This is a genomic window from Saccharicrinis carchari, from assembly GCF_900182605.1.
Taxonomy (GTDB): domain Bacteria; phylum Bacteroidota; class Bacteroidia; order Bacteroidales; family Marinilabiliaceae; genus Saccharicrinis; species Saccharicrinis carchari.
Map to the genome: position 1 here is coordinate 400012 of NZ_FXTB01000002.1, position 23062 is coordinate 423073.

Below are 23062 nucleotides of genomic sequence, written 5' to 3' on the forward strand. Positions count from 1 at the left end.
ATAACAAATGGCATTACTCGAAAATTTGGCCAGGATGGCCGTGCAATCATGCGAAATACAGAAAGAGTTGTTTTCACAAATGGGCGTTAAACGTGGCTTGCGAAATGAAGACTTTTCGGGTGTATTGGTCGGACTTACCCATATCGGAAATGTGGTGGGCTACGATAATATCGAGGGCAAATTGATACCACGCGAAGGTGAACTTTATTACCGGGGAATTGAACTGAAAGATTTGGCACAGGGTTTTCTTTCAACGGGTCGTCACGGATTTGAGGAAACCGCATACCTGTTGCTTACCGGTAAACTGCCCAGCGCAACCGAGTTGATGGATTTTACAGGATATCTGGCGCATAAAAGCGAACTGCCCTCTTTTTTTTCTAAAAGTATGATATTGTCGCTCAGAGGCCGCGATGTGATGAACATGCTGGCGCGTTCGGTACTCGGACTTTATGCCGCCGACGACGATGCCGAGGACTACAGCGACAAGAACCTGATGAAACAAGCCATTAGTTTGATAGCCAAGTTTCCGGTAATTGTGGCCTATGCTTATTATGGTATGCGCCACTCATTTCAGCGCAAATCATTGATTATACGTCACCCTCAAAAGCATTTAAGTTTGGCCGAGAACTTCCTGTACATGCTTAAAGGAAAGGAATACACTAAGCTCGAAGCCGACCTGTTAGATTTGTGCTTGGTCATCCATGCCGAACATGGGGGAGGTAACAACTCAACCTTTACAACACGTGTTGTCAGTTCGGCCCAAACAGATACCTATTCGGCTATTGCTGCCGCTTTGGGATCGCTAAAAGGTGGACTCCATGGTGGAGCTAACCTTAAGGTGATGGATATGATGCAGAATATTAAAGAAAATGTAAAAGACTGGAGCAACAAAAAAGAAGTGTCGGATTACCTGTTGAAATTATTAAAGAAGGAAGCCTTTGATGGTACAGGTAAAATATACGGTATTGGCCATGCTATTTATACGCTCTCCGATCCTCGTGCCGTACTTTTAAAAGAAAAAGCACGCGAGCTGGCCGAGGAAAAAAACAGGGTGGATGAATTTAATTTGTACGCCCTGATAGAAGAGTTGGCTCCCGAAGTGTTTTACACCTTCAAAGGTGAAAATGCCAAGATAATATGTGCCAACGTAGATTTTTATTCGGGTTTTGTATATGATTGTATAAAGATACCCAAAGAAATTTACACGCCCATTTTTGCCGTTGCCCGCATTGCCGGGTGGGCGGCACACCGCATCGAGGAGGTCACCTTTTCCAGTCGTCGTATTATCCGTCCGGCTTACAAATGCGTTATGAGCAGCAAAAAATATGTGCCTCTGGAAGAGCGTTAATTATGCCGTATGCCTGCCATGCTACAAATCTAATTTGTAATCGTTCAGATTTTTAAATCCGTTCAGAAATTCTTTGGCAGTCATACGTTTTTTTCCAGCCAATTGGAGCAAGTGGAGTGCTAAGGTTCCGCCATTACCTGCAATAAAAACAGACGATTTATTATCGCTATAAATAGTGCCAAACGGTTTTTCAGAATTATGTAGAATTTGGGTCTCAAATATTTTGAGACCTGTTTTTTTGCCCTTTGGATTTATAATTTCTGTATAGGCAGTAGGGTAGGGACTTAAGCCTCTAATTTTATTGTGTACCTGTTCAATAGGTTCATGCCAGTTTATTTTGCAGTCTTCCTTAAAAATTTTAGGCGCAGGTTTTAAAACTTCTTCCAACCCAACAAATTGATCCTGAGCTTTGGTTTCAACCTTACCCTTGCATATTTTATTTACCGTTTCTAATACTAACTGGGCACCCAATACCATCATTTTGTCGTGTACTATTCCGGCAGTATCATTGGGGCCTATGGGCATTTTTCTTTGTTCGATAATATGGCCCGTGTCAATTTCGTGCTGCAGGAAAAAAGTAGTTACCCCGGTTTCTTTTTCGCCGTTGATAACCGCCCAATTGATGGGTGCTGCACCACGATATTGCGGAAGTAAAGAACCGTGTAGGTTAAAGGTGCCCAGTGCTGGCATTTTCCACACTACTTCCGGCAGCATCCTAAAGGCTACAATTACTTGCAGGTGAGCTTTTAAGTCTGCCAGTTCCGTCAAAAAAGATACAGCTTTTAATTTTTCGGGCTGTAGCAACTTGATGCCTTGCGCTACCGCATAGTCTTTAACAGGCGATGTTTTAATTTTCTGTCCACGCCCGGCTGGCTTGTCCGCTGCGGTAACTACCCCTACCACATTGTAGTCGTTTTCAACTAGTGTTTTAAGGCTCTCCACCGCAAATTCGGGTGTACCCATAAACACAATCCTCAAGTCTTCTTTTTTTATAGTCATGATAAAGTCCGGTTTTGGGATTACTATTGTAAATTGCTGTTTCCTTTTTGGTGCCTGGGGTAATAAGGACAGTTCATGCAACCATTGCCACAACAATATCCTCTCTCGGTAAGATATTTACGTGTTAAAATGCGGAAGCCCCGCGGATCTACTATAAAATCCCTTCCTTCAACCAAAGGCTTTTGCGGGTAGTAATCGTCTATATAATCCATTTTTTTTCGTTAAAAGTGAGCCGATGAAAGCTGAAAGGTAACAATAAGTTACGGTTGGAATTAGAAATCTTATTCAATGCCAGGGTTTTCCCAATTAACTCAAACACCCTGTAGTAGATAACCAGACCTGCAATAGAACATCAAACCGCACGTCCATATCCGAGCACTCGGAGGTTAGTTTGCAGTCTGTATTTATTGTCAGTCAGTGGTTTAGTGTCCTTGGTGTTCTTTGTTTAACAGATCCAATACAGTTTTTACGGGATTAAAAGTGGTGATAGGCACTTCCACAAAAGTGGTATTCCAGTCACTCATAGCACCGTTCCACAATCCGGGAAGTTCCATCGCTTTGAGGGCTTTTCCACTCTGTGATTTTTCGGCAATAAACCCGGTATCCGAATCCCGATAGTTGAGTAGCTCAAAAGCTTTGTTTTCAAAATCCTTTACACCACATACCAAATCGGTTATGTTGGCATATTCCGAGGCATTTAGTATTTCGGCTTGTGTGTGGTCATTTAAATTTACTTGTGCCGTTTCAACCAACTGTAACGATAATGCGCCGTCGGCATCTCTTACCCAAAAGGGTCCTCCGCCTGTATTGCTGCTTTTTACCACACCACAAATTCGTAAAGGACGATTCAGCTTGTTAAACAGGTAGGCTATTTTATCGCGTTCGGTTTTCTTGCCAAAATTTTCCGGTACGCAGAACCCAAGCCGAGTGTATAAAAAGTTTATGATTTCCTGTTCTGTGCTTTCGGATAGATACTGGGCATCTTTTAGCTGATTACAGTACCCAAACAATACACTTTGTGTTTCGAGCAATAAACCACCCAATGCCTTTTTATAGTCTACGGTGTCTTTTATCATCCACTCGGCCGCTACATTGTCAATGTTTTTAATAAATACGATGTCGGCAGTTATATCGTTGAGGTTTTTGATGAGTGCTCCATGTCCACCCGGACGAAAAAGCAAGCTGCCGTCGTCTAATCTAAAGGGCTCATTGTTCATGTCCACGGCCAAGGTGTCCGTCGCTTTGTCCTGCACCGAAAAAGTAAGCTCAAAGGTTTTACCAAAGCGCTTTTCAAATTTGCCTTTTACCTTGTTTAAATGCGTTTTTATTAAAACCATGTGTTCGTCAGAAACGGTAAAGTGCAGGCACACCTTATTTTCTGAATCGGAACAGTATTGCGCCCCTTCAATTAAATGCTCGTCAATGGCCTTGGTTGTTTGCCCATCGGCGTACTGATGAAATGTGAGCAAAGCTTTTGGCAAGCTGCCATAGTTTAGTCCTTTCTCATTCAGCAGTGTATCGATAACTTTTTTATCGCGGTTTTGTATTAAACGATCTTTTTCGTCGCCTAAAAGTGCAAAAAGTTCTCCGGCAAAGGCAAAATTATTAATGTGGTTAAAGAATAGTTTAATGTCTTCATCTTCTTTGTCCACCCTATCTTCCAGGTACTTGTATAGGCTCTTAAACATCCGGCTGGCAGCCCCTGAAGCAGGTACAAATTTTACCAGTTTTTTGGCGGATAGATGTGTGTGGTAAAAGTTGATATAATGATTAAGTGCGTCTTGCGAAAGTATTTTTATGCCCTTGTTTTCTGAAGCAATACTGCTTAATTTAATATCCGGAAAACCATTTTTAAATCTTTCCAATTGCAGCTCAACGTCTTCGGGTAAAATCCCAAGGGTTTTTATTTGAGCCAGATCTGTTGTAGTAAGTGTCATCTGTTATATAATTGACTTTAGGAAGCAATGATACAAAAACGTAGTATTAATGCAAAATGTTTCTTGAACAGGCCTGTTATGATATCAAATTACACATTTGCTAAGTTTTAATTTCTAACATTCTTATTTTTCGGCAAAATGCTTCATAAACTGTATTCGTAAATAACCGGCAGGCTGAATAGATTTAGATTGGCTTAGGATGCCTCGCATTTCATCCAGGTGCGAAAATTCTTTGCTCACCATCCAGTTTTTTAGCTCGTCGAGCATTGTTTGGAGGTGGGCAAAACCGTTTTTGTACAATGTTGAGGCTACCTGCACCGAGGCAGCACCTGCTAATAGCATTTTTATCAATGCAGCCCCGTTGTGGATGCCTGTTGTGGCCGATAGGTCGCAGTTAATGCGTTGGTTCATGATGGCTATCCAACGCAGAGGCAATACATATTCGCCAGGTGAGCTCAGTTTGGGCGCCGACACAATATCAAAACTTTCGATGTCAATATCAGGTGAGTAAAACCTGTTGAATAGTACAATGCCTTTGATGCCGGTATCGGCAAGCCGGGTGAGCGTACCAGCCAGGTTAGTGAAATAAGAACTTATTTTAATAGAAATGGGGATAGATACTTCCTTCTGAACGGCTTTAATAATATCGAAATATACTTTTTCCACTTCGGAACCGGATTGTTCCGGATCGTCGGGCAATATGGCGATATTAAGTTCCAGTGCATCGGCTCCTGCATCTTCGAGCGACTTGGCAAAATAAGGCCAGTTATGGGAGGTAACACAATGGATGCTGGCAATAATGGGTATTTTTACCTGCTGCTTGCATTCGGTAATCAACTTTAAATAATTAGTCAGGGTGTCCTCTACGTCATAATCTTCATAAAACTCCATGGTTTCGGGGTACAGATAACTTTCCGAGTGCATCTTGTTCATATCGTGATCCATGTCGGTAACAATTTCTTCCTCAAACAGCGATTTCAGCACCACTGCGCCGGCTCCATGTTTTTCAAGTTTAATAATATCCTCTAAAGAATTGGTAAGCCCCGATGCGGCTGCGATAATAGGGCTTTTTAATTTAAGGCCCATATACGAAGTAGATAAATCTGGCATAATGTTATATTTGAAAAGATTATTAAAAATGCTCATAAAAAACAAGCATAACGAATGCTTATCGTTTTAATGCTATCGAAATTTAAGCAATATTTTATAGATGGAGCACGATTAATGTCAGGTATTTTTATAGCATGTACGTAATCTATAACAATTGATGAAAGAAGAATATACATACAAAGCGGTAGGCGTAATGAGCGGAACCTCACTGGATGGCTTGGATTTGGTGTTATGCGAATTTACCTGCCAGCAAGGTGCGTGGCATTACGCATTTTTAAAAGGTACAACGGTGTTGTATCCGGATAAAATGAAAAATGAATTGGCCATGGCACACCAACTCAATGCGTACTCTTTTGTTGAGTTGCATAGGAATTATGGTAGATTTATTGGTGATGAGGTGGCGAAATTCAGGGGGGAGCATTGCGATATCGACCTGGTTGCATCGCATGGGCATACGGTTTTTCATGAGCCGGATAATAACGTTACCTTTCAGATTGGATGTGGTGCGCAGATTGCGGCAGCGTGTGGTATGCCGGTTGTTTCCGATTTTCGCACCCTGGACATTGCTTTGGGCGGACAAGGTGCTCCTTTGGTTCCCATTGGCGATAGTATGCTGTTTGGTAAATATGATGCCTGTGTAAACCTGGGCGGTTTTGCCAATATATCGTTTGGACGCAATGGAGAGCGCATTGCCTTTGATATTTGTGCGGTGAATATTGTTATCAACGAAATTGTACAAAAGGAATTTGGGGTTCTTTATGATGAAAGTGGTCAGCTGGGAGCCGGTGGAAAGGTGGACAGTAGTTTGCTGAAAGAATTAAATAGTTTGGACTTTTACGGATGGCCTGCACCAAAATCATTAGCACGGGAGTGGGTAGAAACTACTTTTATGCCCATTTTAAAAAGTTATGATAGTTTAGATAAAAAGGATATACTGGCTACCTGTTACCATCATTTTGCTTGGCAAATAGCTGCAGTTTTGAACCAGCAACAAGTAAAATCCTGCCTGTTTACCGGAGGCGGAACCTATAACCATTATTTGATGCAGCTCATTGGCGGGTATAGCAAAGCCGGGCTTATTATCCCCGATAAACAGGTAATTGATTTTAAGGAAGCAATTATATTTGCTTTTTTAGGTGTTTTGCGAATGAGCAAACAGGTTAATTGTTTGGCTTCAGTAACAGGTGCCAGTAAAAACAATATTGGCGGAAGTGTTTTTATCCACTAAGCCTATTTTTTATCGTACTTAAAAAAATGTAGATTATGGCCCATTTTCTCTTTTTTTGTTTTCATATAAAACTCGTTGTAAGGATTGGGTTTTACTTCGATGGGTATATTTTCAACAATTTGGAGGCCATATCCTTCTAAGCCAATTCTTTTAATGGGGTTGTTGCTGATGAGTCTCATTTTTGAAACACCCAGCTCCCTCAATATCTGAGCGCCTACACCATAATCTCTTTCGTCGGCATCAAAGCCCAGTTCAACATTGGCATCCACCGTATCCATGCCCTCTTCCTGAAGTTTGTAGGCTTTGATCTTGTTCATCAGACCAATGCCGCGTCCCTCCTGGCTCATGTAAACAATAACGCCTTTGCCATCGGCTTCGATGGTCTGCATTGCTTTGTGCAGCTGTTCGCCACACTCACATCTTTTAGAGTGGAATATATCGCCTGTGGCACATGAGGAGTGTACACGCACCAGAATAGGTTCGTCAGCCGTCCACTCGCCTTTTATTAGTGCCATGTGCTCCAGTCCGTTCGATTTTTGTTTAAAAGGGATAAACTGGAAGTCGCCGTATTGGGTGGGCATATGCACCTGAACGCCCTTGATTACCAGACTTTCTTTTTTTAGCCTGTAAGCAATTAAGTCTTTGATGGTAATTATTTTCAGGTCAAATTTTTTGGCAATCTTAAGCAGTTCGGGCAGGCGTGCCATGGTGCCATCTTCGTTCATAATTTCTACCAAAACACCAACTGGTGCCAGGCCGGCCAAGCGCGCCAAATCAACAGCTGCTTCGGTATGTCCCGCTCTGCGCAGCACACCTTTTTGCTTCGATTTTAATGGGAAAATATGTCCGGGACGTCCCAGGTCTTCGGGCTGGGTTTTTTTATCGCAAAGCGACAAAATGGTTTTGGCTCTGTCCGATGCGGAGATGCCCGTGGTGCATCCTTGTCCTATTAGATCCACCGAAACGGTAAAGGGCGTAGCATGCAGAGCCGTGTTTTTACCTACCATTAGCTCTAAGTCCAATTCTTCACAACGTTTTTCCGTAATGGGTGTGCAGATTAAACCCCTGCCATGAGTGGCCATAAAGTTTACTTTTTCGGGAGTAATTAGTTCGGCAGCAGCAATAAAATCGCCCTCGTTTTCTCTGTCTTCATCGTCAACTACAATGATTAATTCTCCTTTTTTTATAGCTTCAATAGCCTCTTCGATGGTGTTTAGCGGATATGATGTATCACTCATGGCAACAAGTATAATTTACTTTAGAGTTGTTTTTTTAGATGTGCAAAGTTAATTAAATATTTCCGCCTCAACAATCAAAAATATAAAAGTGATTTATTATCCTGCTGAAAGATGCCAAAAGCCATTCAATGAAAGCCAGTGTTAACTATTCTGTGGATAAAACACGTTTAATGCAATGGATTAATATCGTAACAATGCACGTTATGCTAGGAGAGAACAGGTTTTTAATTTCGGGTTATTTCTTTTTTTTAATACTACTCCATAGTTTCTGAAAAAAGATGATGTAGGCATCCGGGTTTAATATGGCCGAATCGGTGGCTGCTTTGTAGGTGAGAAAAACCCCGATTGGGAATAAAACAACCGATGAAAGCCACATGCCCATGTAAGGAGGCCATACCTCTTCTTTGCTCACTTTGAGCCCAAAGGTATCAATGATATAATAAACAATAAAAAACAATATGGAGATGACCACCGGCATTCCCAAGCCTCCCTTGCGAATAATTGCGCCCAGGGGAGCACCAATAAAAAAGAATATAAAACAGGCAAAGGGTAAGGTGAACTTGCGATGCCATTCAATTTTATGTCGCACCAACTGATAGTTAATCTTTTCTATTTCAATCATTTGCTGATCTATCTGGGATTTGGTGTTGCGTGCTTTCCTCACCGCACTTCCCAATACCATTACTTTAGTTTGTGTTTCAAAGCTGTTAAATACGCTATCTAAATTAAGTATCCCGTAGGCCTCAATGGGCTTTTCCTTATAGCTGTTTTGAATGCTTGAGTCTTTGGCAATTTTTATATCCAGATCGCGTTTAATCCTGCGATTCATCGATTTGGTCATTGTAAAGTAGTTCGATTCCACTCTTGGTTTCAGTATGCCAATTTCTTTGTCGCGTTGCCTTTGCAATGAGTCGGAATCGGTACTTAATTGTTTCAGGTTTTTCATCCTGTTGTGGCTTTTGAAAAGCCCTTCATCGTATCGGTTAAAGTCCATGCCCTGCATAGGCATCAGCGCCACCTGCTTTTTAAAATGGTCTATCCTAAACTGTTGTTTTTCTTTTCTTCGTACACTTCTTTTTTCCAGATTGGCCTTTTCATCATAGGTAACGCCATCCCAAAGGGTTAGTCGTAATGATTTCTTGTCTTCGGCAAACTCCAATTTCCCTGAGTCGGCAAGCGTAACGTTGCTGTTTCGGGCCATATTGTTTCTGTGATCGTAAATCATAATGTCATAAAGCATGTCATCTGTTTTTGACTTACGTTCTATTTTTATACTAAAATCGGTAAGGCCATCGTAAAACACTTTTTCTTTGATGTCGAACTCCGGGCTGGCCTGCCGTACAGACCACATTAAACTCCATAGCTTTAGGTTGGCAACAGGTAAAATATTATTCGAAAACTTAAAAGCACCAAAGCATACCACTATGGTAAGTATAATTAAGGGGCTCATAATGCGGGGGAGTGATATGCCGGCGGACTTAAGAGCTGTGAGTTCATAATTTTCGCCCAAATTACCAAACGACATGAGGGAGGCCAAAAGTATGGCCAAAGGCAGTGCCATGGGTACCACCTGCAATGATGCGTAAAAAATAAGTTCGGCCAAAACATGTACTTCCAATCCTTTGCCCACCATATCATCCACATACTTCCATAAAAACTGCATCACCAAAATAAAAAGCGAGATAAAAAAGGTCATCACAAGCGGACTCACATAGCTTTTTAGAATAAACAGGTGCAATTTCTTCATGGTTGTGTTTTACGGTTATATTGCCCGGTAACAGCACGAATAATGCCAAAAAAAAAGCATTCAGGCAACCAAAGGTTTTACAGAATGCAAAGTTAAATTAATATTTTAATGTAAAGCAATAAATTATGCCGATCCTAATACCTGTTTCAGTTGATCTATCTGCTGGTTCCATAGTTCTATTGAACTCTCTTTTTCATCAGCTTCAATAAAGTCTGTAACTAATAAAGCGGTTTCGCCGGTAAGCTCATCTACGTTTATTAAAAATTCAAAATAGGTATCCTTTTCTTCATCGTCGAGCCAATGAAAGCGGATGAATTTGTTTTCTTTTTTGGCAATCAGCTCGGCTTGCTGTTCGGCTCCGTCCCATACAAAAGTATAGATTTGGCCTTTTAAATTTACATCATCAGCAAACCATTCCGACAATCCGCTTGCCGACGACAAACGGTTGTACAATATGGCAGGTGATGTTCTTAAAATAAATTCAAGTTCTATTTTTTCTTTCATCTGTGACATTGTAGAATTCTGTTAAGGATTAAAAGTAGCGTTGACAAGATACTATAATTAACGATATTTACGAAACAACAAGGTTGAATTCAAAATACTTTACTTTAAACACAATTATTTATTGTGGCTAATAAGTTTATTTTTGCAGTAAATTTTGCCGTGGATTATGAGATTAGATAAAAAAAAGGATTTTAAAATTTTAGCGCTATTTTGTTCCGTTTCCATTTTATTGGTTGCCTTAACGTTTGTGTTACCTCTTAATGGAGCCGTATCATATAGTGAATATTGGGCACCTGTGTGGGTTGCTGTTACGCATACCGGAAGTGCCACAGGTGTTAGTGTTATTATATTGGTTTTTAGCATTTTATTTGGATTGCGCTATAAAAATATAAAGCAGGGCTTGTGGCCTGCAGTGCTTACTCTAGTACTTTTGGCAACCGCTGTTGGCGGAACGGCGCTATTTAATGAGTTTGTTTTTAAGGAGCGTTTGAAAGTGTACAGACCCAGTATTTTGCAACTCGAAAAGTACGATAATTTAGATGCTACTGAATTTTATGGGCAAAATGGAAAGGCCATGCGCAGAGCATTTTTAAAAAATCATTTGGATAATGCCCATGGCGAAAGAGTTTATTTGGATGGAAAGCCACTTACTGATGTTGTTTTGACAGAATGGGTGAGATCGGTAGGTTACTCCTTTCCGTCGGGTCATTCCGTATCGGCTTTTTTGTTGGTTACTTTGATAGCTTATTATTTGTTTATTCGGAATAGATTAAAAAAGATATGGATACCCGGTGCCCTCTATCTGTGGGCAGTTGTAATTGCCTATTCAAGGGTTTTAATTGGAGTGCATAGTCCAACAGATATTTCGCTAGGAGCCCTGTGGGGAAGTACAATTGCTTTCACATTGATAGCAACGGGATTATTGGATAAGCTCTGGAAGGATAGGCCAACTGTATAAGCATTTTATTGGTTATATAAATATTTAGTAACTTGCTGGCTTAACGCAACAGGAACGAATAATTACAGTTTTTTTAATAAACATTCATATTCTATCGTAATGAAAAATAGGTTTTTACAATTGATGGCATTGTTTTTTATTTTGCCATTGTGTGCTGTGTTCGCACAAGAAGATTATAAGGTTAAGGATGCCAAACTCACGTATCAGAATGAAGATTTTTACGATGTAGAGATTTACGATCATGAACAATTAAAATTTAAAAAGTATCCTAAAAATATCATCCTTTTAATAGGTGATGGCATGGGAGTTTCCCAAGTATTTGCCGGAATTACGGCCAACAAGGGGATATTGCACTTACAAAACATGAAAACCATTGGCTTTTCAAAAACGCAAAGCGCTTCTAATTACATCACCGATTCGGCAGCCGGAGGTACAGCACTGGCCTGTGGTAAAAAAACTTACAACGGAGCTATTGGCGTTGGACCTGACAAAGAGCCAATTGAATCGATACTGGAAATAGCCGAGTCGAACGGTTTGGCAACCGGTTTGGTTTCCACTTCATCTATAACGCATGCCACCCCGGCATCATTTATAGCCCATCAGCCCAAGCGTAGCATGTACGAGGAGATAGCAGCCGATTTTCTACTAACGGACATTGATGTATTTATCGGTGGTGGCGAATCCTTTTTTAATCAACGTAAAGATGGTCGCAACCTTACCGAAGAGCTCGAAGCAAAAGGGTATCAAATATTTAATAGTTTAGATGCCGCCAGTTCGGTTAACGAGGGCAAGCTGGGCGTTTTGACCGCACCTGCACATAATGATAAATTTTCGGAAAGAGGCGACATGTTATTACAAGCAACGGACAAGGCCGTAGAGATTTTGCAGAAAAATAAAAATGGTTTTTTCCTGATGGTAGAAGGATCCCAAATTGACTGGGGCGGACATGCCAACAATACTTCGTTTGTGGTAGGAGAAATGTTGGATTTTGATAAAGTGGTAGGTCAGGTGCTAAAATTTGCCGCAAGCAACCGCGAAACATTGGTTATTGTTACCGCCGATCACGAAACCGGCGGCATGGCACTGGAAGATAGTGATATAGCGGCCGGAAAAGTGCAGGCAAGTTATACCTCTACGGACCATACGGGCGTTATGGTGCCGGTATTCGCCTTTGGACCGGGTGCGGCAGAATTTATGGGTATCTACGAAAATACAGCAGTGTTTGATAAAATGTTAAAACTGTACCGTTTCGATAAATAATGCAGTATGCTGATAGATAGGGCCAAAGAAATACTGAAAAATGTTTTTGGCTATAGCAGTTTCCGCTCCACACAGCAAAAGGTGATTGAAGCCGCCTTGCAAAAGAAAGACTGCCTTGTATTGATGCCAACAGGCGGTGGTAAATCTATCTGTTTTCAGGTACCGGCCCTGTTGTTACCGGGGGTAAGCATTGTGGTTTCGCCGCTTATAGCCTTGATGAAGGATCAGGTGGAGGCTTTAAAGGTTAATGGGGTAAATGCTGAGTTTTTGAATAGCTCACTGACCGAGCAAAAACAGCAGGAAATTATCAAAGATACCTTGGATGGTAAGGTAAAGTTGCTGTACGTTTCGCCAGAAAAAATGAATACGGAAAGCTTTTATTATACCTTGCTGCAATGCGAGCTAAGTCTTATTGCAATAGACGAGGCGCACTGTATCTCATCCTGGGGACACGATTTTAGACCCGACTATAAAAAGTTAGGTTATCTGAAAAAACAATTTGCCGGTGTGCCACTCATGGCACTCACCGCCACCGCCGACCCATTGACACAAGATGATATTGTAGTTCAGTTAAAGTTAAACGAACCCATCGTATTTAAAGATTCGTTTAGCCGGCCCAATATTTTCCTGGAAGCACGACCGGCTTATAAACGCAAGGAAGCCATACTCAATTTCATTCAGCAAAGAGCGGAGGAGTCGGGTATTTTGTATTGTTTGAGCAAAAAGAATACCGAGGATATGTCGCGTTTTTTACGCAGTAACGGAGTGTCATCCCATTTTTATCATGCCGGGATGGATGCTGTGGTTCGTAATCGGGTACAGAATGACTTTATTAACGACAGGATAAAAGTGGTATGTGCCACCATTGCATTTGGCATGGGCATCGATAAATCGAATGTGCGCTGGGTAATACATCATAACCTGCCTAAAAATATAGAGGGTTATTATCAGGAGATAGGCAGAAGCGGACGGGACGGAATGCCGGCTCATGCCCTGCTTTTTTATGGGGCGCAGGATTATAATGTTTTGGCGGGTTTTAACGACCAATCGGAGCGAAAAGCAATTTTAAATGCCCGGCTCGATCGGATGTTGCATTTTGCCCGGTCGAACCATTGCAGGCGAAAACTGCTGCTTAACTACTTTGGGGAGTGGACACAGGACGACTGCGGGGCATGCGATAACTGTAAAGATAAACGAACTTTGTTCGACGGAACGGTGCTGGCGCAAAAAGCAATGTCGGCTGTAGCACGTTTGCAAGGCAGACTACCCGACAAATTATTGGCACACGTAATGGCGGGCAACAAAACATCCGAAGTGATGTCCGGAAAACTCAATACCATTAAAACCTTTGGTGCAGGAGCAGATATATCGATTGATGATTGGCAGCGGATAGTAAATCAATTGCTGAGTTTGGGATATTTAAAGGTGGAATACCACCTGGGTAGTGTATTGGCTTTAACCCCTTTAAGTCAAAATGTACTTTTTAATGGTGAGCGTGTAATGCTCCATCGCTTAGACGAGAAAATAAAAAGAACCCCAAAGCCCATGCCCAAAAAACGTACTGCTTCCACTACCTTTAGCCGGGAAACAGGCTTGTTTGAACGTTTGCGTCAGCTCAGGCGCACGATGGCTGTTGCCCAGGGCGTACCTCCGTATATATTATTTTCGGATGCCACCCTATCCGAAATGGTAGAGTACCGTCCCACCAATGAGTGGGAGATGAAGGGTATTTCGGGCGTGGGTAATACCAAATGGGAACGTTACGGACAGGCCTTTGTAGATGAGATTAAGAGTTTTACCGCGGGTAAAGCAAAGGAGAATTAGCTGTTAAAAAAAAGTAAAAATCAGCAAAGTCGTCTGCTGGATGCAGACAGGAAGTTAATCCAAACTATACTCATGTTTTTATATTTTCTTTCAATTGCCATTACCCGTCCCGCCCGGGAGGGATAGTCTGCCCCGGATTTATAATGGGGTAACCTCCCGGGTAAATTAAACCATTCCCCTCCCATTAAGCGGTACAGCTTCTGTGTGAAGCTTGTCTGAAGGCTTGCCTTGTTCTACGGGCTCGTTTCCTGTTTTTAAAAATTACAGGTATCGTTCAGGTTAAGCTGGGGAATCGTTGAGGGCTACATTTTACATGAGTAAAAACCAAATTGCTGTAAATCAAAACATACCATTTAGTGTTCTGCTTAAGCGCTCAAAACGTGCTTTCAAGACGCTCCTCATCTGAGGTTTAGCGAGGGCTTTGCACCTTAATTGTTGGCTTTTCCAGAGTGATGTCAAAAGTGTAATCTTTATCATCAGTTTGGCCGGAGGTTGAAAACTTAACTTTTTGATTTAAATAGCCTTCCGCGGCCACCAAAAAAACATAATCGGTATCGGGTTTTAGTTTTACTTTAAAGGCTCCGTCGGTAGGGGTGTTTATTTTCATGGTGGTACCATCGCTGCCAATCAATCTTAGATAAGCCCCTTGCACAATTTCGTTATTTACGTTTTTAATGATGCCATTAAGGCTAAAGTTGAGCTTGGGCAATACAAAGCTGTATAAGTTGTCTATCCCTTTGGAGCTTCCTCGCGACGAAGAAAAGATACCCTCCTCTTGCCGACCTTTAAAAACAATACCAAAGTCGTCACTGTTGCTATTAATGGGCGATCCCATATTGCTTACTACCCACTCTTTCTCCTGGTGGGGGATGGCTTTAAAAATGTCTAAGCCGCCAAAACCAATATGTGTGTCGGAACTAAAATAAAGCAGGCCGTCTTCGCGCACGTAAGGAAACATCTCATTGCCTTTGGTATTAATTGCGGAGCCTGCATTTACGGGTTCACCCCATGCACCATCCTGGTTTTTCTTTGATATCCAAATATCCAAACCACCAAAACCACCCTCACGATCGCTTACAAAAAATAAGGTTTCCCCATCGGGGTGTATGGCCGGATGCGCTGTTGTTAAGCTGTCGTTAGCAATGGCAACGGGAGTTGGTTCCACCCACTTACCGCCACTGCGAGAGCAGGCAAAGATTTCAGCACCCATGGGTTTTTCTTTATCGTAGCCGCAGCGTGTAAAATAAAGTGTTTTGCCATCAGCACTCACATTGGGTGCACCGTCGTCTGTGGCGTTGTTGTTGATGGGCTCTTCAAAAGCTTCCGGCGCCGACCATTCGCCCTTACTGTCTATTTTAGAATAATAAATGGAGGAGGTTCCCTGACCGGTTATTTTGTTTTTTTTTCGTTTCTTGGCCTCGGTACGCATTGACGAAAAGATTACATAATCGTAGGACTGACCGGCATAGGCAGGCGAAAAATCACTGTACTTGCTGTTCAGTTTTTTTATTTTTTCCACGATATAACGGTTGTCTTTGGGCTCTTTAAGCATCATCATAGCTGAAGCAAGCCCCTTTTGTGCCCGCACATCTGCCGGTACTTCCTCCAGATAAGCTTCGTACTCCGGTATGGCTTTATCTAATTTTCCGGTCTTGCGATAGCTTTCGGCCAGATAGAATTGAGCTTCGCGTACCGGGTAATCATATCTTACCGCTCTTGAATACGCCGATGCCGCCTTACTTGCCTTGTTTGTCAACCGATAACTTTCACCCATAAAATAAGCATACTCACCCTTATTGTACCTGTTCTTTTCGCGCGAATAAGCCCGCTTAAACATCTCGGCAGCCTTGCTGTACTCGCCAATTTCAAATGCCTTTTGCGCTTGCGATACTTTTTTTCCGCCGGAACATCCTGCCAACAGAATAGGTGTAATAAATAGGGTAAATAAAAAATATTGAACCGATTGCTTCATGTTACATTTTGGTAATGAGCCGTAAAAATAGCTTAAAATAGTTTGTAATGAAAACGCAAAGGTATCGGCTTTATTTTATGATTATTTTTTACCACTACTTTATTGTGCGCAGTAATTTGCACAGTATGGTATCAGTTAACTATTGAAGCATGCATTTATTTGGGTTTGCTCAGTACAATTAGGGCGTGTATCACCCCGGGAATATATCCCAGAAGGGTCAGTATAAAACTTATCCAAAATCGCTTGCCAATCCCAAAGGCCAATGCCACGCCCACAGGTGGTATAAGAATGGCGAAAATTATTTCTATTAGTCTCATTGTATATTTTTTTTAATCCAAAATTAATCTTTAGAACCCTCGTAAAAATATATTTAGTACATCTAATAAAACTCGTAAGATTTTGAGTGGCTCGATAAAAAACGCCAAAGACAAGGCTTGTGAAGTCAGGAAAAGCGGAGTTTAACATGTGTAAATGAGTATTTTCCTGGCAAGCGTAACGCAGTATTTGGCGTTTTCTTATAGCCACTAGTTAAACATTTGCGGCTTTCCGCCATAGTAGGCGATAAGTGAAAAATGCACGTATTTTTCAGGTTAAAAAAAAGGTTTAAGATTTATTGCTTATTTCGGGTTTGGTTTTTAAAGCTACCGATAAACGATGGTTTTTCATTTCGATAAATTCAGCACCCAATTCTTCTAACTCCTTTTTGCTAAGGATTTTTTCTGCTTCCGGAAACAGATCCTCCTCTTCTTCTTTAAGATGATGATCCAATATCTCCTCAAAAACTTTAAATTTAACCATCCAACGCTCGTGCTCTTGAGGAAAATCTGCTAAATCCAATAATAATTGGTTCAGCACAACATGCTCCTCCTGCGATTCGAGCGATTCGGCTTTAATTTTTTTCTTAGTATTCAAATGACTCAGCAACAGGTCTTCTTCCAGTTCGTGATGGATATCGAGATGTTTCTTTAAAAAAATGAACTTCTTCGCGTCTTTTTTAATTTTTGACACCAAATCGCGCATTTCCTCGTGGTGTTCAATCAATGCCGTAGTAATTGCTTTTGTTTCCATATTGACTTTGTTTAACAAAATTGTTTTTGTAAATAAATGATGTACAATACTTATCCTGTTATTTCAAAGCCGGTGCCAAAAAGAAATCGCAACAATTACACAATTAAACTTGTTGTTCATGTATATTGTATTGCCCACGTGTATAAAAATATCATCGCCACCTTAGCATGTGTAGCCTACAATCTTGTACCCTAACGATTAACCCATTTTTTACTTAAACTATCTATCATGAAAAAGACTTTTACATTATTCGCTTTTGTATTGTTGGGTTTGGGCGTTTTTGCCCAAGAGGCCTATATCGGCGAAGTACGTTTGTTTGCGGGTAACTTTGCCCCACGAAATTGGGCGCTATGCGACGGTCAGCTTCTATCCATTAATCAGAACCAGGCTCTATTCTCCATTTTGGGAACGATGTACGGGGGGGATGGGCGTACCACATTTGCGCTGCCCGATTTAAGGGGAAGGGTAGTCGTACATCCGGGTCAGGGCCCGGGATTGACGCGCCGTCAAATTGGCCAAAAAGGAGGTAGCGAAACCAACACGCTTATGGTAAGCCAAATGCCGCCACATACACATACGGCCACTGCCACCAATCCGGTTTTTAACGACGAAGCCAATACGGACGACCCCACCGGGAAATATCCGGCCGTATCGGGCGAAAACATGTATTCCGACCAAACATCGGGCGATGGGGCATTGCCCCAGGTAAGTGTAGGCAACACCGGAGGGGGACAACCCGTAAATAATATGCAGCCTTTTGTTGGTATTAATTACATTATCTGTTTATATGGCACATACCCTTCACGCAATTAAAAGCATCTGCTATGAATAAATTACTATTTATTTTGGCCTTACTACTGTTGCCTCTTGTACAAAAAGCGCAAACCAAACTGGCGAGCGGCGATATAGCATTTATAGCCATTAACAGCGATGAGGGCGTGGACGATTTTTCGTTTGTGTTGCTCAGGAATATCAACAGCGGAACTTCCATTTTTTTTACCGACAATGGATGGACTGCGGCGGGTGCGTTTAATTCGGTTTATACCGAGAGTCATATCACCTGGACAGCATACGAAAAGATGCAGGCAGGAACGGTAATACAGATTAAAACCTATAACGGCAATAAGCCTGCGTTGGCTTCGGATGGAAAAATAAGCGGCGACAAAATGACGGTTTCGGTGGCGGGGGATCAGATATTAGCTTACCAGGGCAACAAAGCCGAACCCCGGTTTATAGCCGCCATCAGTTTTAATCAAAATATTAACACAGAGCCAGGTGATAATTTCGACGGCGATTCCTATTCCAATTCTACAACGGCCATGCCTCCGGGATTAGCCAAAGGCGTAAGTGCGATACACATCTATTTACCTGAAAAGTATAAGGAAGGGGATAATTCTATTTACAACTGTTCGGTGGCAAGTGGAGACAAAGAGGAGTTATTATATGCCATCAACAATGTTAATAATTGGGTGCTTGACGATGATGTTGCGTTTAAGCAGAATCCGTTTCCTTGTGAATTTAAAGTTGAGCTCTCTACGGATATTAAAGAAATCAGGGATGCAAAGTATAAGATTTTTCCGAATCCTGCATCTAATTATATTCGAGTGGTTGCAGAGAGTACCCGCGATGCGCGTATTAAGATTATAAACACGGCTGGTATGATGATGGACGCCTATTTTTATCCTGCCTATACGAAGGAACAAACCTTTAGCATCCATCATTTGCCAAGGGGTATTTATTATGTGAAGATTCGGACGAATGACGAGGAATTTACCACGGTGGTAAGTGTGGTGAAATAAAAAGAAAAAGCTGCTGGATTGACAAGCAGCTTTTTTTGATGTTGTAAACTATTGTATTTTATCTTTTCTTTTTTCTAAGCTGAATAATCTGTCCCTCACTTACCGGCTCCCCTTTTTCAATGCGGTTATACCTGTAAAGACGTTTTAATTTTACGCCATATTTTTGTGAGATATAATGCAAGGTTTCGCCAGGTTTTACCCGGTGGGTGCGATGTTTACGATGCGCTTTGTTGCGTTTGGGCTGTACGTAAATATATTTGTAATCCTGCAAGCGGGCATTGTCGGGCAGGTCGTTGTAGCTAGTTAACTCCCAGTTTTTTAAACCAAACTCGTTACTTATCTTCTCAAACGAATCGTCTGGGTGCACACTTACGTATTTAACGCCATTATTGAGTTCTACCTGATGCGATGAAAAGGCATCAATGGAAAAGTTATCGTTTGCCAGACTCTTCTTACCTGAACTATCGTTTGTTTTGTATTTTTTTACAGAGGTTCCTCCCTTATCAAAGCGATGCAAATCATTTTCTTCGATAAGGTGTATCAGCCGGTGGGCATATCTTGGATCGGTGGCATACCCGGCTTTTTTCAAACCTTTGGCCCAACCTTTATAATCAGTGGGTTTTAAATCGAAAAGTGAGGCGTAGCGTTGCTTCCCGGTTAAAAAGCTCGAATGATCGATATACGATTCATATACCGATTTATATTTTCTAAAGCACTCGCCTCTATGGTCATCATCGTGATAAACCTTTTTGCCCCTCCAGTCGTTGTGGCACTTGATACCAAAATGATTATTCGATTTACGCGCCAAAACAGAGTTGCCGTTGCCCGACTCCAGCATTCCCTGCGCCAGTTTAATGCTGGCAGGTATGCCTACCCGGTTCATTTCGTTAATGGCTAGTTTATGGTATTTTTCGATATACAAGCTCCTGGTCATAACGCCTTGCGCCGAAACTATAACTGAGGCAGATAAAACAACGAAAAAAAATGATAAACGAAGTGTACTTCTCATGTAAATGATGTTTTTTTGGAACTCGGGCAAATATAAACAATTTTATTAGCCGATAGCAATTGCTTTTTTCGATATGTTGGCTATCTTAAACAACCAGAACAGGGAATCAATCTTACAAACGTTTTTTCAATATTATTATTATGAGCTTATGAATTTGTTAAAAATAACTACTCACATAAAACGATACGATAATAGGGATGAGCTGACAACTGACGAAACAACATTGTTAAAAAAAGCACGTGAAGCAGCGCTGAAATCCTACTCGCCCTATTCCGGTTTTAAAGTGGGGGCTGCGGTTTTACTGCAAAATGGAGAAATTGTTACAGGTAATAACCAGGAGAATGCGGCCTACCCTTCAGGTCTCTGTGCAGAGCGTACGGCTATATTTTGGGCTAACTCACAGTACCCCGATGTGGCGGTAACAAAAATTGCTGTCACCGCGCTAAAAGGAGGTAAAATAGTTGCTAAACCCGTTGCCCCCTGCGGATCGTGCCGCCAGGTAATGATTGAAACTGAAACCCGTTTTAAAACACCCGTAAAAACAATAATAGACAGCAGTAGTGAGGTGTGGGTAATAGATAAAGCAAGTGATTTGTTGCCCTTATTTTTTAATGAAAAGGATTTGGGATAGCTGGTGGCAATTGCTTAGTGGCGTTTGCGGATAGCAGCAATCCCCAACCCAATCAAGCCCCATCATCGCATCTGTGGCACAGTACTTCCCCTCTTCCAAAATAGGGGAGGGAAGGGCTGTTACTTGAGATGCCTGTTTATGAATGTATATTATATGCGTCTCGCCAGATTATCATAAGCTAACAGCAGAAGTTGACTGGATGGTAAAAAAAATAATAGATTAATCCATCAGTCACAATCGAACTGCAATCCGCAAACGGCTATCAGCTAAAAAACATTCTCAAACTCACGCCATAAATTATCCTCTTTCGGAACAGGAGCGGTAATAACAATATGCGCTTTGGTTACAGGATGCTGAAACTCTATTTTACGAGCATGAAGATTAATACCCCCAGCCTTATTCGATCGGGCAGCACCATATTTTAAATCGCCCCGTATTGGGCAACCTATTTTGGCCAGCTGAGCACGTATCTGATGATGACGACCGGTTTCCAAATCAACTTCGAGCAAATGGTAATTGGCTGAACTGGAAATTAGTTTATAATTTAAAATCGCTTCTTTTGATTTTTTTCGTGGTTTATTGTAAGCGCTAGAACGATTTTTTTCCTCATTTTTTATCATATGATGAACGAGTCGTCCCGAATCGCTTTCGGGGAGGTCTTTCACCACTGCCCAATACGTTTTTTTAATTAGGCGTTCTAAAAACATTTTGCTCAGGCGTGTAGCGGCTTTGCTTGTACGTGCAAAAAGAATCACACCGCTCACCGGCCTGTCAATGCGGTGAACAACCCCCAGGTAAACATCGCCCGGCTTGTTGTATTTTTTTTTGATGTATGCTTTTACTTTATCAGATAAAGCGTCGTCGCCTGTTTTATCGCCCTGCACTATCTCGTCGTTTGCCTTGTTAATGGCAATGATATGATTGTCTTCAAAAAGTATATCCATTTTTTTCAACGGTCTGTTTAGATGTGAAAAATTGAGTGAAACCCAACTTTTCAGTATTTAGCCTTTATTTTCGGCAAAGTTAATCAAATTATTCCTCAATCACTTTGCATTTCAATAAGTGAGAAAAAGAACCACGAAATAACTTTGTCAGGTTTTGATTGTTATACCACCATACTATACAATCAAAACTTTTATACCATGAAGAGTACAATGTTTATAGCACTATTGCTGATCGTGTTTTTATCAGCCCATGCACAGCAGGCCATACCAATTGGTAGCAAGGCTCCGGTATTTAAAGCCCTTACTGCACAAGGAAAAACGATAGACTTGTCCGAAGTCAGCAAACAAAAGCAGGTTGTTCTGATGTTCTACCGTGGCCAATGGTGTCCCTATTGCAACAAACAAATGAGTGAATTGGAGGACTCCCTGCAATATATTCACGATTTAGGTGCAATGGTTATTGCTATCACCCCCGAAAAACCAACGGAAATTGCCAAGATGGTTGAAAAATCCGGCGCATCCTTCGATATTATTTACGACCAGAACCATAAAATTATGGATAGGTATAACGTAACGTTTAGCCTGTCTGAAGAGGTAAATGCCAAGTATAAAGGTTGGGGAATTGATATCAATAAAGCCAGCGGAAACGATGATTATGCCCTGCCTGTTCCAGCAACTTATATCATTGATAAAAACGGTACTATTAAAGGAGCTTTTTTTAACGAAGATTATAAAAAAAGAATGTATGTTGCCCATATTTTGAAGGTGTTGAAGCAATAATTATTGTTCCCCCATAAACTCAAAAATAAGTTTTTTGGAACTTTTTACTGTATCCCATTAATTCGGGGAGCCATGCATAGGGTGTCTTTAAGTTTAACTTCCAATTGTTATAGGAATATGGCATCCAACTTTGGTTTGGCTTTTATTGATGTAACTTTGCCCGTTTTTGACATCATCAACACTACGGTAAGGATTGACTTTTCACTTTTGGGTAGCCTGGGGTACCTGAGGCTACGCTCTATGTTACGTGCCAGCTTTTTTGCTCTACCCTGTTGGCTGGTAGCCAGGGTGTTGTGCTTATGTTCCATCATCTTTGAACCTGCTCCGGTTACATTGATTTTTCTTGCGCCCTCCTTGTTGGTTTGGAATACATGGGCCATTACTGCACTTCACCCGGAGCCAGTGAATTGGGCTCCAGAGCCAGATTGCCCAATGCTATCGTTTGTTGCCACAGCTATTATTTTTGGTTGCTACATATAACCACGGCTTAAATTTTTTTATCTGTTTCGTTTTAAAACAGCTGCGATATGCGCAAAATTTGAATCACTGCATTTTGTACCCTATCCTTGCCCTTTAGGTACTTTAAACATACCTCAAGCACAAAATCCATGTTGCGTCCGTACAGATCGCCCATGGTATCCAGTTAGTAGCTGTCTGTGTATTTTTTTTAGTAATTCTTTATTTGAGGTAGTTTTGTTTTTGTAAA

The 23062-nt window shown here is 41.4% G+C and carries 22 protein-coding genes; 9 read left to right on the forward strand and 13 right to left on the reverse strand.

Features of this window, described 5'->3' with window-relative positions:
- Positions 1–7 precede the first annotated feature (7 nt).
- Positions 8–1348: a citrate synthase gene (locus tag FN809_RS06075; RefSeq protein WP_142532600.1), complete on the forward strand. Its 1341-nt coding sequence runs from the start codon at positions 8–10 to the stop codon at positions 1346–1348.
- A gap of 21 nt (positions 1349–1369) precedes the next feature.
- Here the strand turns inward: FN809_RS06075 and fmt are convergent, their stop codons facing one another.
- The 4 genes from fmt to FN809_RS06095 form a co-directional block, all read right to left on the reverse strand.
- The gene (fmt, locus tag FN809_RS06080; protein WP_246095483.1) at positions 1370–2347 is read right to left on the reverse strand and encodes a methionyl-tRNA formyltransferase; all 978 of its coding nucleotides are present in this window, start codon (positions 2345–2347) and stop codon (positions 1370–1372) included.
- 23 nt (positions 2348–2370) lie between these two features.
- Positions 2371–2559: a DUF5522 domain-containing protein gene (locus tag FN809_RS06085; protein WP_142532601.1), complete on the reverse strand. Its 189-nt coding sequence runs from the start codon at positions 2557–2559 to the stop codon at positions 2371–2373.
- A gap of 210 nt (positions 2560–2769) precedes the next feature.
- The gene (locus FN809_RS06090) at positions 2770–4284 is read right to left on the reverse strand and encodes a DUF4301 family protein (RefSeq protein ID WP_142532602.1); all 1515 of its coding nucleotides are present in this window, start codon (positions 4282–4284) and stop codon (positions 2770–2772) included.
- Positions 4285–4407: 123 nt separating this feature from the next.
- Positions 4408–5394, reverse strand: coding sequence for a dihydroorotate dehydrogenase-like protein (locus tag FN809_RS06095; protein WP_142532603.1), 987 nt, complete (start codon positions 5392–5394; stop codon positions 4408–4410).
- Between the two features lie 157 nt (positions 5395–5551).
- On the opposite strand from FN809_RS06095, the gene FN809_RS06100 reads away from it, so the two are divergent.
- On the forward strand, positions 5552–6622 hold the full coding sequence (locus FN809_RS06100) for an anhydro-N-acetylmuramic acid kinase (protein WP_142532604.1): 1071 nt from the start codon (positions 5552–5554) through the stop codon (positions 6620–6622).
- A 2-nt stretch (positions 6623–6624) separates the two neighbouring features.
- On the opposite strand, the gene FN809_RS06105 is transcribed toward FN809_RS06100, so the two are convergent.
- The 3 genes from FN809_RS06105 to FN809_RS06115 form a co-directional block, all read right to left on the reverse strand.
- The gene (locus tag FN809_RS06105) at positions 6625–7860 is read right to left on the reverse strand and encodes a bifunctional 3,4-dihydroxy-2-butanone-4-phosphate synthase/GTP cyclohydrolase II (RefSeq protein ID WP_142532605.1); all 1236 of its coding nucleotides are present in this window, start codon (positions 7858–7860) and stop codon (positions 6625–6627) included.
- A gap of 235 nt (positions 7861–8095) precedes the next feature.
- Positions 8096–9607 (reverse strand): LptF/LptG family permease, encoded by a 1512-nt coding sequence (locus FN809_RS06110; protein WP_142532606.1) that lies wholly within the window; start codon positions 9605–9607, stop codon positions 8096–8098.
- Between the two features lie 123 nt (positions 9608–9730).
- Entirely contained in the window at positions 9731–10111 is a 381-nt protein-coding gene (locus FN809_RS06115; RefSeq protein ID WP_246095484.1) for an START-like domain-containing protein, read from the reverse strand.
- A gap of 166 nt (positions 10112–10277) precedes the next feature.
- Here FN809_RS06115 and FN809_RS06120 point away from each other — a divergent pair, with 166 nt between their 5' ends.
- The 3 genes from FN809_RS06120 (at position 10278) to recQ (ending at position 14153) form a co-directional block, all read left to right on the forward strand.
- Positions 10278–11069, forward strand: coding sequence for a phosphatase PAP2 family protein (locus tag FN809_RS06120; protein ID WP_142532608.1), 792 nt, complete (start codon positions 10278–10280; stop codon positions 11067–11069).
- A gap of 99 nt (positions 11070–11168) precedes the next feature.
- Positions 11169–12329 (forward strand): alkaline phosphatase, encoded by a 1161-nt coding sequence (locus tag FN809_RS06125; protein ID WP_142532609.1) that lies wholly within the window; start codon positions 11169–11171, stop codon positions 12327–12329.
- 6 nt (positions 12330–12335) lie between these two features.
- Complete coding sequence (gene recQ / locus FN809_RS06130; protein WP_142532610.1) at positions 12336–14153, forward strand: DNA helicase RecQ; 1818 nt, start codon at positions 12336–12338, stop codon at positions 14151–14153.
- A 409-nt stretch (positions 14154–14562) separates the two neighbouring features.
- On the opposite strand, the gene FN809_RS06135 is transcribed toward recQ, so the two are convergent.
- The 3 genes from FN809_RS06135 to FN809_RS06145 form a co-directional block, all read right to left on the reverse strand.
- Positions 14563–16125: a tetratricopeptide repeat protein gene (locus FN809_RS06135; protein WP_142532611.1), complete on the reverse strand. Its 1563-nt coding sequence runs from the start codon at positions 16123–16125 to the stop codon at positions 14563–14565.
- A 155-nt stretch (positions 16126–16280) separates the two neighbouring features.
- Entirely contained in the window at positions 16281–16442 is a 162-nt protein-coding gene (locus FN809_RS06140) for a YqaE/Pmp3 family membrane protein (protein WP_142532612.1), read from the reverse strand.
- 286 nt (positions 16443–16728) lie between these two features.
- On the reverse strand, positions 16729–17193 hold the full coding sequence (locus tag FN809_RS06145; protein ID WP_142532613.1) for a hemerythrin domain-containing protein: 465 nt from the start codon (positions 17191–17193) through the stop codon (positions 16729–16731).
- A gap of 228 nt (positions 17194–17421) precedes the next feature.
- Here FN809_RS06145 and FN809_RS06150 point away from each other — a divergent pair, with 228 nt between their 5' ends.
- Together FN809_RS06150 and FN809_RS06155 are read left to right on the forward strand one after the other, a co-directional pair.
- Positions 17422–18006 carry a phage tail protein gene (locus FN809_RS06150; protein WP_142532614.1) on the forward strand — a complete coding sequence of 195 codons (585 nt, stop codon included), beginning with the start codon at positions 17422–17424 and terminating at the stop codon, positions 18004–18006.
- 11 nt (positions 18007–18017) lie between these two features.
- A complete protein-coding gene (locus FN809_RS06155) occupies positions 18018–18992 on the forward strand; it encodes a T9SS type A sorting domain-containing protein (RefSeq protein ID WP_142532615.1) in 975 nt (324 codons plus the stop codon).
- 58 nt (positions 18993–19050) lie between these two features.
- Here the strand turns inward: FN809_RS06155 and FN809_RS06160 are convergent, their stop codons facing one another.
- Positions 19051–20001, reverse strand: a complete 951-nt coding sequence (locus FN809_RS06160; protein WP_142532616.1) for a glucosaminidase domain-containing protein — start codon at positions 19999–20001, stop codon at positions 19051–19053.
- A 148-nt stretch (positions 20002–20149) separates the two neighbouring features.
- Between FN809_RS06160 and FN809_RS06165 the strand changes: the two genes are divergently transcribed.
- Positions 20150–20632, forward strand: a complete 483-nt coding sequence (locus FN809_RS06165; RefSeq protein WP_142532617.1) for a cytidine deaminase — start codon at positions 20150–20152, stop codon at positions 20630–20632.
- Between the two features lie 266 nt (positions 20633–20898).
- Here the strand turns inward: FN809_RS06165 and FN809_RS06175 are convergent, their stop codons facing one another.
- On the reverse strand, positions 20899–21576 hold the full coding sequence (locus FN809_RS06175) for an RluA family pseudouridine synthase (RefSeq protein WP_142532618.1): 678 nt from the start codon (positions 21574–21576) through the stop codon (positions 20899–20901).
- A gap of 198 nt (positions 21577–21774) precedes the next feature.
- On the opposite strand from FN809_RS06175, the gene FN809_RS06180 reads away from it, so the two are divergent.
- The gene (locus tag FN809_RS06180; protein WP_142532619.1) at positions 21775–22356 is read left to right on the forward strand and encodes a peroxiredoxin-like family protein; all 582 of its coding nucleotides are present in this window, start codon (positions 21775–21777) and stop codon (positions 22354–22356) included.
- Positions 22357–22463: 107 nt separating this feature from the next.
- Here the strand turns inward: FN809_RS06180 and FN809_RS06185 are convergent, their stop codons facing one another.
- A complete protein-coding gene (locus FN809_RS06185; RefSeq protein ID WP_142532620.1) occupies positions 22464–22736 on the reverse strand; it encodes a hypothetical protein in 273 nt (90 codons plus the stop codon).
- Positions 22737–23062 lie beyond the last annotated feature (326 nt).

Excerpts from the sequence above, each read along its gene's own strand:
- FN809_RS06175 (WP_142532618.1), bottom strand. The coding sequence starts at position 21,576 with ATGGATATACTTTTTGAAGACAATCATATCATTGCCATTAACAAGGCA.
- FN809_RS06185 (WP_142532620.1), bottom strand. The coding sequence starts at position 22,736 with ATGGCCCATGTATTCCAAACCAACAAGGAGGGCGCAAGAAAAATCAAT.
- FN809_RS06180 (WP_142532619.1), top strand. The coding sequence starts at position 21,775 with ATGAAGAGTACAATGTTTATAGCACTATTGCTGATCGTGTTTTTATCA.
- recQ (WP_142532610.1), top strand. The coding sequence starts at position 12,336 with ATGCTGATAGATAGGGCCAAAGAAATACTGAAAAATGTTTTTGGCTAT.
- FN809_RS06125 (WP_142532609.1), top strand. The coding sequence starts at position 11,169 with ATGAAAAATAGGTTTTTACAATTGATGGCATTGTTTTTTATTTTGCCA.
- FN809_RS06145 (WP_142532613.1), bottom strand. The coding sequence starts at position 17,193 with ATGGAAACAAAAGCAATTACTACGGCATTGATTGAACACCACGAGGAA.
- FN809_RS06155 (WP_142532615.1), top strand. The coding sequence starts at position 18,018 with ATGAATAAATTACTATTTATTTTGGCCTTACTACTGTTGCCTCTTGTA.
- FN809_RS06110 (WP_142532606.1), bottom strand. The coding sequence starts at position 9,607 with ATGAAGAAATTGCACCTGTTTATTCTAAAAAGCTATGTGAGTCCGCTT.
- FN809_RS06120 (WP_142532608.1), top strand. The coding sequence starts at position 10,278 with ATGAGATTAGATAAAAAAAAGGATTTTAAAATTTTAGCGCTATTTTGT.
- FN809_RS06115 (WP_246095484.1), bottom strand. The coding sequence starts at position 10,111 with ATGAAAGAAAAAATAGAACTTGAATTTATTTTAAGAACATCACCTGCC.
- FN809_RS06135 (WP_142532611.1), bottom strand. The coding sequence starts at position 16,125 with ATGAAGCAATCGGTTCAATATTTTTTATTTACCCTATTTATTACACCT.
- FN809_RS06100 (WP_142532604.1), top strand. The coding sequence starts at position 5,552 with ATGAAAGAAGAATATACATACAAAGCGGTAGGCGTAATGAGCGGAACC.
- FN809_RS06085 (WP_142532601.1), bottom strand. The coding sequence starts at position 2,559 with ATGGATTATATAGACGATTACTACCCGCAAAAGCCTTTGGTTGAAGGA.
- FN809_RS06165 (WP_142532617.1), top strand. The coding sequence starts at position 20,150 with ATGAATTTGTTAAAAATAACTACTCACATAAAACGATACGATAATAGG.
- FN809_RS06140 (WP_142532612.1), bottom strand. The coding sequence starts at position 16,442 with ATGAGACTAATAGAAATAATTTTCGCCATTCTTATACCACCTGTGGGC.
- fmt (WP_246095483.1), bottom strand. The coding sequence starts at position 2,347 with ATGACTATAAAAAAAGAAGACTTGAGGATTGTGTTTATGGGTACACCC.
- FN809_RS06075 (WP_142532600.1), top strand. The coding sequence starts at position 8 with ATGGCATTACTCGAAAATTTGGCCAGGATGGCCGTGCAATCATGCGAA.
- FN809_RS06105 (WP_142532605.1), bottom strand. The coding sequence starts at position 7,860 with ATGAGTGATACATCATATCCGCTAAACACCATCGAAGAGGCTATTGAA.
- FN809_RS06095 (WP_142532603.1), bottom strand. The coding sequence starts at position 5,394 with ATGCCAGATTTATCTACTTCGTATATGGGCCTTAAATTAAAAAGCCCT.
- FN809_RS06160 (WP_142532616.1), bottom strand. The coding sequence starts at position 20,001 with ATGAGAAGTACACTTCGTTTATCATTTTTTTTCGTTGTTTTATCTGCC.
- FN809_RS06090 (WP_142532602.1), bottom strand. The coding sequence starts at position 4,284 with ATGACACTTACTACAACAGATCTGGCTCAAATAAAAACCCTTGGGATT.
- FN809_RS06150 (WP_142532614.1), top strand. The coding sequence starts at position 17,422 with ATGAAAAAGACTTTTACATTATTCGCTTTTGTATTGTTGGGTTTGGGC.